At 40.5% G+C, this 16,473-nt stretch carries 15 protein-coding genes and 1 riboswitch; of the genes, 5 read left to right on the top strand and 10 right to left on the bottom strand.

Annotation, left to right across the window (positions count from 1 at the left end):
• Positions 1-187 precede the first annotated feature (187 nt).
• On the top strand, positions 188-2,092 hold the full coding sequence (locus tag NSS77_RS09195) for a heavy metal translocating P-type ATPase (RefSeq protein WP_342468524.1): 1,905 nt from the start codon (positions 188-190) through the stop codon (positions 2,090-2,092).
• A gap of 61 nt (positions 2,093-2,153) precedes the next feature.
• Here NSS77_RS09195 and NSS77_RS09190 read toward each other — a convergent pair whose 3' ends face one another.
• Positions 2,154-3,086 carry a YihY/virulence factor BrkB family protein gene (locus NSS77_RS09190; RefSeq protein WP_342468523.1) on the bottom strand — a complete coding sequence of 311 codons (933 nt, stop codon included), beginning with the start codon at positions 3,084-3,086 and terminating at the stop codon, positions 2,154-2,156.
• A gap of 20 nt (positions 3,087-3,106) precedes the next feature.
• Positions 3,107-3,439, bottom strand: coding sequence for a YtxH domain-containing protein (locus tag NSS77_RS09185; RefSeq protein WP_342468522.1), 333 nt, complete (start codon positions 3,437-3,439; stop codon positions 3,107-3,109).
• Between the two features lie 160 nt (positions 3,440-3,599).
• On the opposite strand from NSS77_RS09185, the gene NSS77_RS09180 reads away from it, so the two are divergent.
• Positions 3,600-3,821, top strand: a complete 222-nt coding sequence (locus NSS77_RS09180) for a DUF1128 domain-containing protein (RefSeq protein ID WP_342471247.1) — start codon at positions 3,600-3,602, stop codon at positions 3,819-3,821.
• 144 nt (positions 3,822-3,965) lie between these two features.
• Here NSS77_RS09180 and motB read toward each other — a convergent pair whose 3' ends face one another.
• Together motB and motA are read right to left on the bottom strand one after the other, a co-directional pair.
• Positions 3,966-4,751 carry a flagellar motor protein MotB gene (gene motB, locus NSS77_RS09175; protein ID WP_342468521.1) on the bottom strand — a complete coding sequence of 262 codons (786 nt, stop codon included), beginning with the start codon at positions 4,749-4,751 and terminating at the stop codon, positions 3,966-3,968.
• Positions 4,735-5,535 carry a flagellar motor stator protein MotA gene (gene motA / locus NSS77_RS09170; RefSeq protein WP_342468520.1) on the bottom strand — a complete coding sequence of 267 codons (801 nt, stop codon included), beginning with the start codon at positions 5,533-5,535 and terminating at the stop codon, positions 4,735-4,737. The genes motB and motA overlap by 17 nt, the downstream gene beginning before the upstream one ends.
• Positions 5,536-6,144: 609 nt before the next feature.
• Between motA and NSS77_RS09165 the strand changes: the two genes are divergently transcribed.
• On the top strand, positions 6,145-6,726 hold the full coding sequence (locus tag NSS77_RS09165) for a carbonic anhydrase (protein WP_342468519.1): 582 nt from the start codon (positions 6,145-6,147) through the stop codon (positions 6,724-6,726).
• Between the two features lie 92 nt (positions 6,727-6,818).
• On the opposite strand, the gene NSS77_RS09160 is transcribed toward NSS77_RS09165, so the two are convergent.
• On the bottom strand, positions 6,819-7,379 hold the full coding sequence (locus NSS77_RS09160) for a GNAT family protein (protein ID WP_342468518.1): 561 nt from the start codon (positions 7,377-7,379) through the stop codon (positions 6,819-6,821).
• Positions 7,380-7,559: 180 nt separating this feature from the next.
• Positions 7,560-8,315 (bottom strand): polyphosphate kinase, encoded by a 756-nt coding sequence (locus NSS77_RS09155; protein WP_342468517.1) that lies wholly within the window; start codon positions 8,313-8,315, stop codon positions 7,560-7,562.
• Between the two features lie 109 nt (positions 8,316-8,424).
• Between NSS77_RS09155 and NSS77_RS09150 the strand changes: the two genes are divergently transcribed.
• Complete coding sequence (locus tag NSS77_RS09150) at positions 8,425-9,153, top strand: hypothetical protein (protein WP_342468516.1); 729 nt, start codon at positions 8,425-8,427, stop codon at positions 9,151-9,153.
• A 35-nt stretch (positions 9,154-9,188) separates the two neighbouring features.
• Here NSS77_RS09150 and map read toward each other — a convergent pair whose 3' ends face one another.
• On the bottom strand, positions 9,189-9,944 hold the full coding sequence (gene map / locus NSS77_RS09145; protein ID WP_342468515.1) for a type I methionyl aminopeptidase: 756 nt from the start codon (positions 9,942-9,944) through the stop codon (positions 9,189-9,191).
• A 253-nt stretch (positions 9,945-10,197) separates the two neighbouring features.
• Between map and NSS77_RS09140 the strand changes: the two genes are divergently transcribed.
• The gene (locus tag NSS77_RS09140) at positions 10,198-11,169 is read left to right on the top strand and encodes an acyltransferase family protein (RefSeq protein WP_342471246.1); all 972 of its coding nucleotides are present in this window, start codon (positions 10,198-10,200) and stop codon (positions 11,167-11,169) included.
• A gap of 94 nt (positions 11,170-11,263) precedes the next feature.
• On the opposite strand, the gene thiT is transcribed toward NSS77_RS09140, so the two are convergent.
• The 3 genes from thiT to NSS77_RS09125 form a co-directional block, all read right to left on the bottom strand.
• Positions 11,264-11,827 carry an energy-coupled thiamine transporter ThiT gene (gene thiT / locus NSS77_RS09135; protein ID WP_342468514.1) on the bottom strand — a complete coding sequence of 188 codons (564 nt, stop codon included), beginning with the start codon at positions 11,825-11,827 and terminating at the stop codon, positions 11,264-11,266.
• A gap of 87 nt (positions 11,828-11,914) precedes the next feature.
• Positions 11,915-12,020: riboswitch (TPP riboswitch) on the bottom strand.
• Positions 12,021-12,084: 64 nt separating this feature from the next.
• Positions 12,085-15,162: an SMC family ATPase gene (locus NSS77_RS09130; protein ID WP_342468513.1), complete on the bottom strand. Its 3,078-nt coding sequence runs from the start codon at positions 15,160-15,162 to the stop codon at positions 12,085-12,087.
• On the bottom strand, positions 15,159-16,334 hold the full coding sequence (locus tag NSS77_RS09125; protein WP_342471245.1) for an exonuclease SbcCD subunit D: 1,176 nt from the start codon (positions 16,332-16,334) through the stop codon (positions 15,159-15,161). Before NSS77_RS09125 ends, NSS77_RS09130 begins: the two co-directional genes overlap by 4 nt.
• Positions 16,335-16,473: the final 139 nt, after the last annotated feature.

Here is a 16,473-nt window from a genome sequence, read left to right as displayed (position 1 = left end):
TATAAGTCAAGTAAGATTAATATATTTTAAATTTTCTATACTTTTTGGTGTTTACTTCTTTACAAAAAAACCGAATTAGATTAGAATAATTATAAATTAAAATTAATTTTAAATAAATGATATCGATTCTCATTCCCTTTAAAAATAAAGTTTTGAAACTGATAGTCATTATCACAAGGAGGATTGTATGGATAACAATAATCGAGAAAAGTTCTCACTAATTGAGAATTTGAAACAACATCAGGAACTAATCGCAGCTATTATAAGCGGAATCATCATATTAGTAGCATGGAAATTAGAAAAAGAAGGTTTATCAACAGCGTCAGTATTTTCATATATAACCGCTTTTGTTATTGGCGGTTACGCAAAAGCGAAGGAAGGAATCATTGACACAATAGAAAACAAAACTTTGAATGTGGAGATATTGATGATTTTGGCAGCCATCGGTTCAATGATGATCGGCTACTGGACAGAGGGTGCCATACTGATCTTCATTTTTTCCTTGAGCGGTGCCCTTGAAACTTATGCAATGAACCGGAGCCATCGTGAAATTTCCGCTTTAATGAATTTGCAGCCGGAAGAAGCATGGCTTGTTCGGGGAGATTTTGAACCAATGAAAGTTCCGGTTTCTTCTTTGCAGGTGGGGGATCATCTTCTCGTCAAACCGGGGGAACGGATTCCTGTGGACGGAAAAATTTTGAAAGGTTCTTCATCCATTGACGAATCCGCCATAACCGGAGAAGCGATTCCTGTTTCAAAAAATGTCGGGGACGAGGTTTTTGCCGGAACAATCAATTTAAATGGAACCATCACCATTCACATGACAAAACCGAATTCCGAAACACTGTTCCAAAAAATCATTGAGCTTGTACAATCAGCCCAAAGCGAAAAATCCCCTTCCCAGCAATTCATTGAAAAGTTTGAAGGCCGCTATGTCAAAGGGGTGCTCATCGCTGTAGGACTCATGATGTTTCTCCCGCACTTTTTGCTTGGCTGGGATTGGAACACAACCATTTACAGAGCCATCGTTCTGCTCGTCGTCGCCTCGCCTTGTGCCCTTGTTGCATCGATCATGCCTGCCACATTATCGGCCATTTCAAACGGGGCACGGCACGGCATTTTGTTCAAAGGCGGAGTCCATCTCGAAAATATGAGCGTGCTCCGATTACTTGCCGTTGATAAAACCGGAACATTGACAGAAGGCGCTCCAGTCGTTACAGATGTGATTGTCCGAAATGGTTTGGATGAAAAAGAAACACTGAAAATCATGGCATCCATCGAAGCCCAATCCAACCATCCGCTTGCCCAATCCATCGTTCAACATGCCAAAGAACAACAAATCGAAATCCTTTCCGGCATTGATATTAAAGACGTTCCTGGATGCGGGTTAAAAGCGGTCATCAATGGGAAATCATATATCATCGGCAACGCTGATTTTGTTGGCGTTGAAGAGGCGAAACAATTTGCGGATTGCAAGGCGGCCCACCTTTCAGATGAAGGAAAAACCGTAGTCTTTATGAAGGATGAACAAGGAATCGCCGCTTTGGTTGCCTTGAAAGATACGATACGTAATGAGGCGAAGGAAGCGGTCCAAACATTGAAAGAGCTTGGCATTCATATCGCCATGCTGACGGGGGACCATGAAAAAACGGCGAAAGTGATTGCAAGGGAAGCCGGTGTCAATCAATATATCGCAAAATGTTCGCCGGTGACAAAAACAGAATTTATCGACAATGCCTTGGCCCAATACCAATATGTCGGAATGGTCGGCGACGGAATCAACGATGCCCCAGCCCTTGCAAAATCAACGGTCGGCATTGCCATGGGCGGCGGCACGGATGTCGCATTGGAAACGGCGGATATAGTTTTAATGAAAAACAATTTATCAAAAATTGCATATGCCGTTAAACTCGGAAGAAAAATGCAGCGGATCGTCAAACAAAATGTCATCTTCTCTACATCCGTCATCGCTTTACTGATCATTTCAAACTTTTTGCAAATAGTCGATCTGCCTCTTGGTGTGGTAGGCCACGAAGGCAGCACCATCCTGGTCATCCTGAACGGTTTAAGAATGCTCAAAACCATCAAATAAAGAGAAAACGGTTTAAGCCATCAAACGCGCTTAAACCGTTTTTTATTTTAACTTTATAAACCTACTTTTTCATTTTCTTAGCCAAATATCTTTTATACATGGTTGCGTTCAACAATCCGCCAAAAATTAATATCATGCCGGTAAAGTACAACCATAGCATTAAAATAATGACACTTGCGATGCTTCCATATGTAGATGTGAAATTCCCGAAATTTTTTATATAGAAAGAAAACCCGTAAATCAACACAACCCAGGAAACCGAAGCAAAAAACGTTCCAGGCAACACGGTAAATAGAGGCACTTTAGGTTCCGTATATGGAATCACCCAATACAAAAAAAACAATACACCAAAAATAAGAAGCGGTGGCAAAGTCCATTGAACATAATTCCAGAAAACATAGAACGATGCCCCAACCCCCAAAAATTCGAACAATTGATAAACGAATTTCTGGCCAAAAATCGGGACAGCCAAAGCAAGCAGCAAGATTAAAATAAGGGACACCGTAAAAACCAATGACCAGCCCCGATTGATGATGCCCATCTTCGGTTCCGTTTCATAAGCTTCGTTTATTGTTTTTAATATGGCATTCATTCCCCTTGAAGCAGCCCAAATCGTACCAACAATCCCGAGGGATAGAGCCCCGCCGCCGTCATAAGTGGTCAAGACTTCCACAACCGTACCTTGGGTCAGCAAAAACACTTCCGTCGGCACAATGGTTTGGAGGAAACGGAAAACATGTTCCTGATTAATGTTAAAAAACGGCAATAAAGATACAACCACCAATAGAAGCGGGAAAAAGGACAATAAAAAGAAGTAAGCCAGTTGCGCGCCTTTTCCGGAAACGTCCACTTTCTTCATCCGAACAATCAGTTCTTGGACAAATCCTTTGAATGTGGTTATTTTTATTTCCGATTCCACTGGATTAATGAAGGATTGAAACCACAAGACCCACTTGGATTGCAAAATTTTCGGTTTATTCAAGCGCCAGCTCACTTCCCTTCATCCGTCACTCTTTAACTTTGACTTTCTTCTTTGGAAGAAAAAGCTTCCTTCGTATCTTCGATAATCTCTTGGACAGCCCCTGGAATTTCTTTGACTTCATCCAGTTTTTCCATAATAAAATTCACATTGTCTTTCGTATCTTCATACAGCTTTTGCATTGTATCAATTTTTTCCCGAACAAGCCGCTGGAGTTCATCACGATTTTTCGCATAGTAAACGACGGTATTTTTGGCTTTTTTCACCTTTGCGATCGTCCGTTCTCTCGTTTCGTCATCAAACATGCTCACTGCCGCTCCCACCAAAGCTCCAATCACGATACCTTTGCACAATTTATTTCCGCTCATGACCCTTCTCCTCCTGTCGAATCTTGTAAAGATTTTCTAATCATATTCTATAAGAACTTTTAACCTTTTGAAAGTAAGGCGAATACATGATAAAAACTTGACAACAATAGAATGACATGAAATGATGATACAAAGCTTAATGAAAGGTGGATTAAGTAGAATGAATTTGACAACGCCTTCCAAAGAGAATGTGGCGTATATCGTAGAAAAAATCAAAGAAAAGTTGAAGATGGTCAATTCTGAAGCTTTGCGTTCAGAAGACTTCACAGAAGCCAACTATGAAGACTTATATGATTTATATGAAATGGTTATGAAACGTGATACCTTCAGCCCGAGCGAAATGCAGGCCATCGTTTCCGAATTGGGTTCACTTCGCAAATAGATTTTTCATGCAATTGGATAACTACCGCATACTTTTTCCCATTTTATAAATCATTATTCAATGATATCGCAAATGATTTTTTTAATTTCACATAAAAACAGGGATTATGAAAGAGGAGCGTCTCATCATGAAACGCTCCTCTTTTTATTTTTTATTCTCATTGTTTTTGTTTGATTCCGTAGCGGTTGCATCTTCATCAACAAGTTGCTGGATCAACACTTCGACCCGGCGGTTTTTCGCTCTTCCTTCCGGTGTATCATTCGATGCAATGGGATTGTATTCGCCATATCCCTTTGCACTGAAATATTTGGGATCCAAATCCGGATTGGAATCAATGATCAATTTCAGGAAGTTGACCGCGCGCATCACCGAAAGTTCCCAGTTTGACCTGAATTCCGGAGTGTTTTGAGGAACATTATCGGTATGCCCTGTAACAACTATATACCGCGGCGGATCAAATTTTAATATTCCCGCAAGTTCCTGTGCGATAGGAACGTTTTCAGGCTTGACCTCCGCTTTCCCTGAATCGAATAAAATGCTGTCGCGGATTGTGAGAAGCAAGCCTTCATCCGTCATTTTCGTTGAAAAAGTGTCTTCCAATTCATTCACCGCGATGAAATTATCAATATCTTTCTGAATCTGTTTCAGCTGAGCCTGGTCCCTGAAATAGGCTCTTTGTTCTTCGGTCATGCCATCGATGACAGCCGTCGGATTGTCTATGACAGAGCTGTTTTGCATAAATCCAATGCCGCCGTTGAAAATTTCATTAAACACTTGTGACATTTTATTAAATTTGCTTTGATCGACACTGCTGGAAGCGAACAAAACGATGAACAAGGCCAATAACAGCGTCATCAAGTCCGAATATGGCAAGAGCCAAGATTCATTGATTTTTGACGCTTTGTTTTTTTTACTATTTTTCTTTTTCAAGGCCACCAGCCCCGCTTTCATAGAATTGTTTACGCTCTTCATTTGTCAAATACGAAGCCAATTTCTGTTCAATAATGCGCGGAGCCTCACCTTCCAATACAGATAAAACACCTTCAATCATCAACCGTTTTTGTCTCGCTTCGAAAGCGGATTTGCGTCTTAATTTATTGGCAAATGGATGCCATAACACATATCCGGTGAAAATACCGAGCAAAGTGGCAACGAAGGCGGATGAAACCGCGTAACCCAGAGTGTCGATATCTTCCATATCGCCCAAAGCCGCAATCAGACCGACAACCGCACCAAGCACCCCAAGGGTCGGCGCATATGTACCCGCTTGAGAAAAAATTTGGGCACCACTCTCATGGCGCTCTTCCATCGCTTCCACTTCTTCGTTTAATACATCACGTATGTAATCTGCACTTTGGCCATCGATTGCAAGCGTCAAGCCATTTCTTAAGAAAGGATCTTCTATTTCCTGCGCTTCGCTTTCCAATGCCAGCAGCCCTTCCCGACGTGCCAAGTCTGCCCATTTGGAAAACATTTGAATGATTTCCACATCACTCACCATTTTTTGTTCAGTAAAAATGACTTTCAACAATTTTGGTATCCTTTTTAATTCCCTCATCGGGAATCCGATCACAACAGATGAGATCGTACCAACGATAATGATCAATATCGCCGCCGGGTTAAGTAAGATGCTTAAAGAAGCGCCTTTTAATACCATCCCGACGAATATTGCAACAACTCCAAGAATTATACCCAATACTGTAGATATGTCCATAACTGTACCTCCAAATCTTCCACTACTTTATATTTCGTCATTTTCCATTATTTTTTAAAGTACCTTTTTGCTTGATGGCTATAATAATTTTTTGATTGAAACCCGGCTGAACCGTTTTTCCGTTTATTCATCAAAACCTGAAAAATAAGGGTGCCCTTATATCAATTTTTATACTTGCCCATCAGATTTTTCCTGGCCGGCATAATTTCAGGTTCCGTTTCCTTGAATTACTGAAGTTATTTTTCTCGTAAAACCTTTAAAATCCCCATATATTTATAGTATAATCATAGTAAACATTATTGCTTTATTAGAAAGGGGTCTAATAATGGGCTTATTCTTAACAACTGTAACTGGCATGCTTGGACTTCTTGTGATTTCAGTCGCAATGTTCATTCATTATTTGCGTAAAGGCTTAAATTCCGCAGAATCAGTTAAAGTAGATCCAAAAAACTAACTGATAGTTTGAATTAAAAACCGACAAAACAGGGCAAGCTGTTTTTGTCGGTTTTTTTTATGTTTTTTCCCTATATTTATTAATATTCTAATAATTCTGTTGTCTTGGCCCTTTATATTGCTATAATCGGACTTACATAAGAAAGGGGATCTGGAATGGCATCTTTGAATGAAATTTTGCATTATAACAAAGAGTTTGTTGAAAATAAATTATATGAACCTTATATCACTGATAAATTTCCAAATAAAAAAATCGTGATCCTTACATGCATGGATACACGTTTAATTGAATTATTGCCAAAGGCCATGAATTTGCGAAATGGCGACGCCAAAATCATAAAAAGCGGCGGTGCCATGGTTGCCCATCCTTTTGGGGGAATCATGAGAAGCATTTTGGTGGCGGTTTATGAACTGCAAGCGGATGAAGTATATGTAATCGGCCACCATGATTGCGGCATGAGCAAAGTCGACCCTCATCGCATGATTGGGCATATGCTTGAAAAAGGGGTAAGTCAGGAAATCATCAAATCGATCAAGTATTCAGGAATCGATTTGGTTGAATGGTTACGGGGATTTGGTGATGTTGAAAAGAATGTGTTGAACAGCGTGGACATCATCCGCAACCATCCGCTTTTCCCAAAAAATACGCCGGTACATGGATTGGTCATCCATCCTGAAACAGGAAAATTGGATTTATTGACTAATGGTCATGAATATTTGGAACAACAACATGCATAATCACTGAATGTCAAATCCATCCGCTTGAGCGGATGGATTTTTATATTCCTTCCAACCGGGACCGTTGGGAGGCAATGTGCCAGGCACGGGAGTTATTTTCCTTTTTGGAAAAAATCATCCTGCAAAAGCGCATAAATATAATGGTCTTCCCAAGATCCATTAATATACAGCAATTCTCTCAATAACCCTTCCTTTTTAAAATGGGCTTTCTCCAAAACTTTCACAGAAGCGATATTTTTGGGTGATACATATGCTTCGATTCGATGCAAATTCAATACATTGAATCCAAATTGTACGACTTCCCTTACAGCCTCCGTCGCAATTCCCTGCCTAGTAAACTGCTCATCGATGGAATATCCGATAAAAGCGCTGTTATAAGGCAATCTCTTGATGGCATACAAAGAGATGTGGCCAATCAATTGTTCTTCATTCTTTGTAAAAATCCCAAAGGAAAATTCGCGATTCGAACGTTGAAGATGCAACCCTTCCAGTATTTTTCGATATTGCGCTTCTTCCGTGTAAAAATCCTCATCATGCAATGGCTCATAAGTCGCCCAAAAATATTTGTTTCTTTGCATCAGTTTTGCCAAGTTTTTTGCATCCGTTTCCACAAAGGTGCGTAAATGCAGCCTGTCACTTTCGATTCGAATCACATGATCACCCTTCTTATGAAAAACTTTAAGTAATTTCCTCATCATTGATATACCTATGCCTTTCTTTCATCATTTCCTGTTGCATCAATAAAGCGGTTAAGAGTGTGGATAAGCAAACCTTAAACAAATTTTTGGATATGCGTCGTTATTTGAAGCAGAAACTTGTGGTTCAATGACGATTCATTTCTTCCGTTTGATAGAGGATTTAATTTTTATGCCGCGGCGAAGAACTTCTTTTTCTACATGTTTGATGGTCTCTTCCAGCACTTTTATGCGGGCGTACAGCTTATTATTTCCGGGAATCAGCACCCATGGGGCATTCTCTGTATCCGTTTTTGCGAACATTTCATTCGCCGCTTCGACATATTCATCAAATTTTTTGCGATTTCTCCAATCTTCCTCAGTCAGCTTCCACATTTTAAACGGATTCGTTTCCCTTTCTTTAAAGCGGGCCAATTGTTCATCTTTGTCAATATGAATCCAAAACTTGATGATGATATAGTCATCATCCGTCAACAATCTTTCAAACTCATTGATTTCTTTATACGCTCTGGACCATTCTTGTTTTTTGGCAAACCCTTCAATTCTTTCCACCAACACCCGTCCGTACCATGAGCGGTCGAAAATGGCAATTTGGCCGTACTGTGGGAGTTTTCTCCAAAACCGATGCAAATAATGGTATCTTTTTTCATGGGGCTGCGGAGCCGAGATGGGATGGACTACGAAACCTCTTGGGTCAAGCGGACGGGTCAATCTCTTGATTGCTCCTCCTTTGCCTGCCGCATCCATGCCTTCAAAGACGATAATGAGACCGATTTTGTTTTGATAAAGAAACTGTTGAATATTGAGCATCTCAAATTGCAATTTTTTTAATCTTTTCTTGTACTCTTGTTTCTCAAGTTTCAATGTCAAGTCCAAATCTTCAAGTTTTTTCATGAATCTCCGCTTCTTTCAAATGAAAATTTAACAAATAAAGGAATCATTTTAGTAAAAGTTGTTCAATCATTTTTTAATGTATATAATTTTATGGAAAGGAGTGCGAAACATGGGTCGAATGATTGTTATATTTTGCAGCCTTATTGCAGCTGCCGTTTTTACTTTATATTCCTTTTGGCTGCCAATAAAAGGCAAATCCACAATTGAAATGATCAACCGCTTACCACTGCTAATTTCGCCGTCATCATATGTATATATATTTTGGTTTTTCCTTTTTATTGTTTTATTTATTTGGGCTATCAATTATTCCAAAAATCGCAAATCCGAGACCTTTATTTCAACTGTTCAGACCGTTCTTTTTCTTTTGGTCATGTTGTTTCAAATCATTTCCATTCACTTATGGAATAATGAAAAATTGCTCTATTCCTCCATATCCATAGCATTGCAACTTTTGTTCTTATTTGCATTATATCTTACATATCCAATGAAGGGAGATTTTTTGAAAAAGAGAACTCCCATCGCTATTTATTTCGGCTGGACAACTTTTATTTTTATCATTAATGTCTGCTCCTTGCTTTTATATCATGAATGGCAGGGTTTTGGTCTGAGCAATGCTTTATGGGTGGTCATCATTTTGACCTTCGCCACTTTGGTGGCATTGCATTTGCGCTATCATCATTATGATATCGCCTATCCGCTCGTATTTGTCTGGTGCTTTATCGGCATCGCCATCGCGAACGGATTCGACGAACTTTTAGTGACCACTTCTTCCCTCTTTTTAAGCGGAGTATTAATTGCCGGTATATTATTTATGAAAAAAAATCCTGCACGTCAATGAACGTACAGGATTTTCTGTTTTACAGGCATTTAGCGTTATTCTTCATCGATTTGAGTCAAAATGATCGGTTTATCCTTAGTCACTACAATTGTATGTTCAATTTGTGCGACGAGGGACTTGTCCGGCGTTATAAACGTCCATCCATCTCCGGATTCAATGATGTGATCCGCTCTTTCGGAGATGAACGGCTCCACTGCAAGAACCATCCCTTCTTTCATGATTGTGTTATCCCAGGCATCATAATAATTCAATACGTGCTGAGGATCTTCATGCAATGAGCGTCCAACCCCATGCCCCGTCAAATTCATAATGACTTTTAATCCATGATCTCTTGCTTCCCGTTCAACCGCTTTTCCGATTTGGTTTAATTTAGAACCTGCTTTCACTTTTGTCATGGCCCGGTCAAAAGCGGATTTAGCCACACGGCAAAGTTTTTCTTTGTCTTCATAGCCTTCTCCGACAACAAAAGAAATGCCTGTATCGGCAAAATAGCCGTTCAAAGAACCAGAAACATCAATGTTCACCATGTCGCCTTCTTTAATCACTTTATTTCCCGGAATGCCGTGTGCGACTTCGTGGTTGACGCTTATACATGTATAACCCGGGAAATCATATTCTCCCTTCGGCCCTGAAATTGCCCCCGCCTCAGCAAACATGCGGCCGGCAATCTCATCCAACTCTTTCGTTGTGATGCCCGGTTTAGTCGCCGCTCTTAATGCATCACGGATTTCCGCACAAATGCGTCCGATTTTTTTTAATGCTTCTAATTCTTCCTGTGTTTTGACAATCATGTAAAAGATCCTTTCTTCTAAACAATTTCTTTTAATAATATAACATATTCTATTACGAATTCGGGAATTTCATGTTTATTTTATTCGATATGGGTTCATTAATATATTGACAGTGACTTTAGGTATATGTTGGAAAATCATGATTTACCGGTACCAAAGATATGATTCCATGTTATAATCGTGCATTATTTCTTACAAACAAAGAAAAATTTGATTAGGAGTTTTGGCATTGAGAATCAAATAATGGGACTTACTGAGGGTTGTTGCATGTTTATCCGTATTGCTCCTGCATTCGACTACATTTTATAACATGGAACAAGGACTGACTGAGAATTCTGTAATGATCCATTATGTTCGGATCCTATTATGTTATGCTACTCCGACATTTATCATGCTTTCTGTCATCATCCTTTCCGCAAAATATAAAGACCAGTTGCCAGGCTCCTTTTGGCCGAGCCGGATTCAATTCATTTTGCTGCCTTTTGTTTTTTGGGCTTTCATCGATGCCGTTGTGATTGAATTACAGTATCGGCATGGCCTTCTTTGGCGATCCTTTTGGAACAATGTGATTTATGGAGAATTTGTCGGCTGGTTTGTATTGGTCATTTTTCAGTTATATTTGCTGTTTTGGATGATGGTCAAATGGAAATGGCCATCCTTTGTCGTGTTGCCAATATGCATCATCATTTATTTTTTGCAGCATCGGCTTTTTGGGACGCCCTATCCTTTCTTCCAGGAAAACCACATGTATGAAAAACTTTATGGAACGGGTTGGTACATATATTTTGCAATGGCATATTTCATTGGTTCAAATTACGAAAAAATTCAACCGTTGTTAATAAAATATCGTATATTCACTTTACTATTTACGGCTCTATCCGCGCTATATATTTGGTATGGTTATAAGTTTGGAATGGTGGAAATCCATTCCCGCAGAATGGATTTGGTTCCGTTTGTCGTCGGAATGACAAATGCGGTTTTGGCTTATGGACAACTCATTCCATCTTATAGAATCATTCGCATCATAAGCAAATATGCATTCATGATTTATCTGATCCATTGGAATGTTCTCTCATTGACGGCCAAGTATTTCGTGGGATTTCTACCCAATGGCTATTTGGCCGTTTTGGGAATGATCATTTTTGCGGTTCTTGTATCGATTATTGTTTCCAAAACCATCTCCTATCTCCCATTTGGAAAATGGATTGTAGGGAAAATTCGATAAACGGACGGCAAAGAAAAACGGATTGGGAACCTTCCGGTGTTCTCAATCCGCTTTTTTTATTGTTCAGAACGCTTTTCAAATCGGCATGTAACCGTTATTCATTTTCTTTTTTTATGAGTCTTGGGCTTGCTGTAAAAATGAATGCCGCCACAATAGCCGTTATGATGATGGCAGGAAGCATATAGGAACCGTTATATACGATGGAATAAATCCAGGCATTTTGATCGCCTGCGTATTCTTTGAAGAAAATCGCTCCGGCAATTGTATGGCAAATAAAGCGCAACAATCCTCCGACAACCGTACCGATCACAACATATAATGCAATTTTCTTTTTGTTATTTTGCAATACGCCGGCCAACACCGGTTTCCGAACAATTGCGGCAAATCCCACAAACGTGAAAGCAAAGATATAATCCAGGATTGCTTGCGCCCAATGGACGATAAACGGATTAATCGTCATGTTCAACAGCCCTATCAGCAAACCCGTAACAAGCCCTGCAGATAGTCCCCAACGAATCGCAATCAAAATAATTGGCAGCATCACTAAACTGATGGATCCGCCCTGGGCCCAAATCGAAAATTTTAATTGGTCCAACACATAACCGATAGCCGCAAAAATGGCAATTTCAATCATCCATAACAGTTTTTGATTTCTCATTCCGCATACTCCTTTCTCTTCGTTATTAAAACGCGAGAGAAGGATAGAAAAGAAAAAGCGTCCGGACAGATCCGAGACGCATTTGTTTCGGTTTCTATCCCACATCCCTACGCAAGTACTAACTTACAGGTTCGAAGGGTTAGTGCATACGGCACACTCTCAGCTGACTTCATCAGCACCCCTTGTGGTACACCTAAAATATTCTGTTGGGAACAATGCCATTTTATCAAATTCTATAAATATTTCAACTTCATGGTTTATTTTAATAGAATTGTTGTTTTGCTGTATCCTTCTTTTTGTTTTTCCACTTGCAACACAGCTGGCATTGCCGATTTTAATTCCTCCACATGGGAAATGACTCCGATCATCCGGCCGGATTTTTGAAGTTCAATGAGCGTGTCGATTGCTTTCATTAAGGATTCTTCATCAAGGGAGCCGAATCCTTCATCAATGAACATTGTTTCAATATTGACATTTCCTTGATAGCTTTGGATCACATCCGCCATACCCAATGCCAGGCTTAAAGATGCATTGAATTTTTCCCCTCCGGATAATGTTTTTACATCCCTCGCTTGTCCTGTATACGTGTCATAGACATCCAACCCTAAACCGCTCGCTCTTCCGTATGATTCAACCCTGTCGGAAACTTGCAAATAATATTGGCCGTTTGATAAGTTTTTCAGGCGCAGGTTGCTTGCTTCGGTAATGAGCTCCAAATAGCCCATTTGCACATAGCGTTCAAAGGATATTTTTTTGCTGTTTTGGCCGCGGAGCAAATTGTAAAGCTCGATGATTTGATTGGATTTTTCCTCCATCCGGAAAATATCGTTTGCGATTCCTTCGAGCTTTTCCGCAAAGTCAATGCAATGCTTTTCGCAAGCTTTGGAATGATTTAAAGCATCCAGGGCTTTTTCATAATTGGACTGAAGCTCTCCCAACTCGTTTTCCGCTTCGGTCAAGTCCATCTTTTCTTTGCCTTTCAGCTTTTCTTCCCCTTCCCTCACTTGCATTTCCAATGAATGAAGCTCTTTCGAATAATCGTCATATTGCTTTTGCAATGATTCCATTTTTTGCGGCGAAAGCCGGGCCTGCAAAAATTCTTCCGTTGAAGCAAAGTTCGCTTCCTTAAGGGCGGAAAGAAACTCTTCTTTCACCCTTTGAACTTTTCTTTGTATATGTCCGACTTGTTCCATTGTTTGTTTAAATGCCTCTTCCACCGCCGCGGTTTGTTTACCCGCTTCCTGGTATGCCATTTGCGCCCGCTCCCAGGATTCTTTTAACTGCCCTTTTAGACGGCTGGCTTCTTGCAATGCAGCTTTCAATTGTGAAAGATCCTTCAATTCTTCAGGAATGGATTTTTTTTGCTGCTCAAGTATTGTTTTTTCCTTCGTATATTTTTCATGTACTTCATTGTATCTTTGCGCACTTTCCTTTTGAAGCTTCCCAACCTGTTCTTTTTCTTCCTGCAGCCTTTTTAGCCGTTTTCTGCCGGAGGAGAGTACTTCTTTTTGTTTTTCCACTTCTTTTACCTTGTTATGAATGGTCTGCAATTGATTGATAAAATGCGATTCTTCAACCATCGGCGCATTCAAGGCAATGAAAGTTTCTTCGATTTCACTCAATTGTTGGCGCTTTGATTCCAATTGACCTTGTACAGCAAATTTATGTTGCTGCGCTTTTTCCAAAGCCGCTCTCAGTTTTTTCAATTCATCCTGCTCTACAATTTCCGTCGTCTCTTTATGTTGGATGTGATGCTCCGTGCTGCCGCAAACCGGGCAAGGCATGCCAGGCTTAAGGCTTGCAGCAAGAATCGCCGCTTGGTTATTCAACCATTTTTCTTCTTCCTTCGCATATAGTTCATGAATTCTCCCATATGCTTCATTGGCCTTTTTGTATTCATCTTCCAACTTTTGAATATGTGACTTTGTTTCATGGTATTTGGAGAAAGCATCTGCAATTTCTTTTAATCGGCGTTCCTCTTCCAACAGCTCATTATAGGATTCTGTGGCTTCTTCAAGCTTTTCGATTTTTTGACTCAGCTCTGAAACAGCCTCCGCCTTCTCTGCCAATTGTTGCTCTAAAAGTTGGATGTGGGATTGCAATTGATTTTTTTCATTCCATAAATTTTCAACGAGTACGCTTTGTTCATTCATTTGTTCATAAATCGGAACAAGGTTTTCCAATTCTTTTACCCGTTCATTGGCCCGTTCCCGTTCCTTTTCTTTTGCCGCTTCTTGTTCATAGCGTTCTTTTGCGTCCATCAAATTTTGATTGGCATCTTCTAATTGTTTTTCCACATCCGAACGCTTTTTCTCAAGATCCGTTTTTTCTTTCTCCAGTTCCAACAGTTGGGAATAGATTGGTGAAATTCTGTTTGCCCGATTGGCAGCATCAATCGTTCCTTTTACTTGTTCATAATAGGCTCTTTGTGATTGCAGACGGAGCAGCTGCCCTTTCTTCATTTCAAAGATTTCAATCTCATCATTTAATTTTTTGTTTGCCACATAGACTTCGTATTTCTCTTTGTGCTTGTTGAAAGCTTCCCGATAGAGCCGTTCATCTTCTTTGATTTTTTCCTGATAATATTGCTGCTCTTCCGCAAGCCCATCCAGTATTTGATAAATGTTGGAATGTTGGCTCAATGCCGTAAACAGGGCCGAGTCCCTTTTTGGCAATGCTCCTTCAATTTGATTGATATAGCTGTTTTTCAAGGCGTTCGCTTCATTCAATTGTTGATCCATTTCCCGCTTCTTCGCTTCCAATTTATCGGCCATTTTGATGAAACGTTCGGTTCTGAAAATTTTTCTTAAAATCTCTTCTTTCTCATCGGATTTTGAAGTTAATAACTTTCGAAACTCCCCTTGGGGAAGCATCACGATTTGGCAAAATTGCTCGTAAGTCAGCCCGATGATTTCTTCAAGCTTTTGATTGATATCCGTTACCCGCTGGCGCTCCACTGCCGGAATTTCTTCGTTATTGGGCAATATTTCAAACAGCTCGTATTTTTCCCCCGTTGCCGTTTTTCTTCCCTTTTTCAAGTGGGGCAACCTGCGCAATACACGGTATTTTTTGCCGCGAATTTCAAAGATGAATTCGACGGAGGTATGGACGTCATCATCCGCAAAATCGCTTCTCAGCATTTTCGGTTCTTTCCGGTCCTGCCCGCTGGCATAACCGTACAGCGCAAAACAGATGGCATCGAAAATCGTCGTTTTTCCCGCTCCCGTTTGGCCTGAAATGACAAAAAGTTTTCTCTCTTGCAATTTCGTGAAATCGATCACTTCTTCATCCTTGTAAGGACCAAAAGCTGTCATTTTCAATCGAATCGGCTTCATTTTGCCACCACCGCCTCTTTTGTTTCCCTTTCATCCAGCAACAATTCTTCCAGCACTTCCCGATACAATTGAAGGGCTTCTTCCGTCGGCTCAGTGCCCATCATTTCTTTATGGAACGCTTTAAATAGAGTTATGTCATCCAGCTGTTCCCGCCGCACTTTTATATTTTCTTCCGCATTTTCCGTTCTTTGGATCGTTTTCCGTTCCACATGCATGGCGTTTGGATATACGGTGCGGATTTGTTCCATCGCCCCCACGACAGGAGTCAAGTCTGTAAGCCTTACAAACACATAATCCTCACAATAGTCATGCTTTAATATTTCATGGATGGAACCTTCAATGATGCGTAAATCCCGTCTTGGTGCGAAGTTTCGTTTTTCAACGGAAACTTGCCCTTTTTCGTCCAATTGGACAATCAAGAAGCCCTTTTGATGATTCGCTTCGGATGCCGAATATTTTAATGGCGAGCCAGGATATCTTATCGTTTCATTGAGCACAAAATGCGCCTTATGCAAATGGCCGAGGGCAGTGTAATGGAACGGCTCGAAATAATGGGCGTTCACGCATTCCGAACCTCCGATGGCTAATGGCCGTTCGGAATCGCTAGTATTTTCCCCTTTCTCTCCGGAATGGGTGACAAAGGCATGTCCAACGAATACATGCCGCTTCGTTTGATCCATGTTCTCTTCGATTTTTCCAATGATCGTTTTCATGGCATCATCATATGTATGAATGGATTCGCATTGAAACACATTTTTCACAGTGGAAGGTTCTGCAAAAGGAACCAAATGGAAATGCACTTCCCCATATTCATCCTGTAAGACAATCGGTCCTAGTTTGTCATCGAGCTCACCGACAATGTACAATCCACATTCTTTCATCAAGCTGCTGCCAAATTCAAGTCGGGTTGGGCTGTCATGGTTTCCTGCAATGCTCAGTACCGGCACTTTCCGTTTCAAAACGATTTCCTCAAACATTTCATTCAGCAAATCCACCGCTTCCACCGGAGGAAGGGCCCGATCGTACAAGTCCCCTGCAATGACCACAACGTCCGGCTTTTCTTCATCGATGGCCTGCAGGAACTGGTTGAGTACATACCGCTGATCCTCAGTCATGTAAACCCCTTGCACAAGCTTTCCCAAATGCCAATCTGCCGTATGGAAAATTTTCAAAATCAATCGACCTCCACTTCTTGCTATGCTTCTATTGTAGCACGGGAAAAAAAGTGTGACTACACCATAACCGAATGTATGTTCCGTTCTGTTTTGGGAATTTCTTCATTTTATTGCGGATATTGAGGAAATACTTGCA

The organism is Ureibacillus sp. FSL K6-3587 (genome assembly GCF_038593165.1).
GTDB classification, from domain to species: Bacteria; Bacillota; Bacilli; order Bacillales_A; family Planococcaceae; genus Ureibacillus; species Ureibacillus suwonensis.
This window is presented reverse-complemented; position numbering and strand designations above follow the sequence as displayed.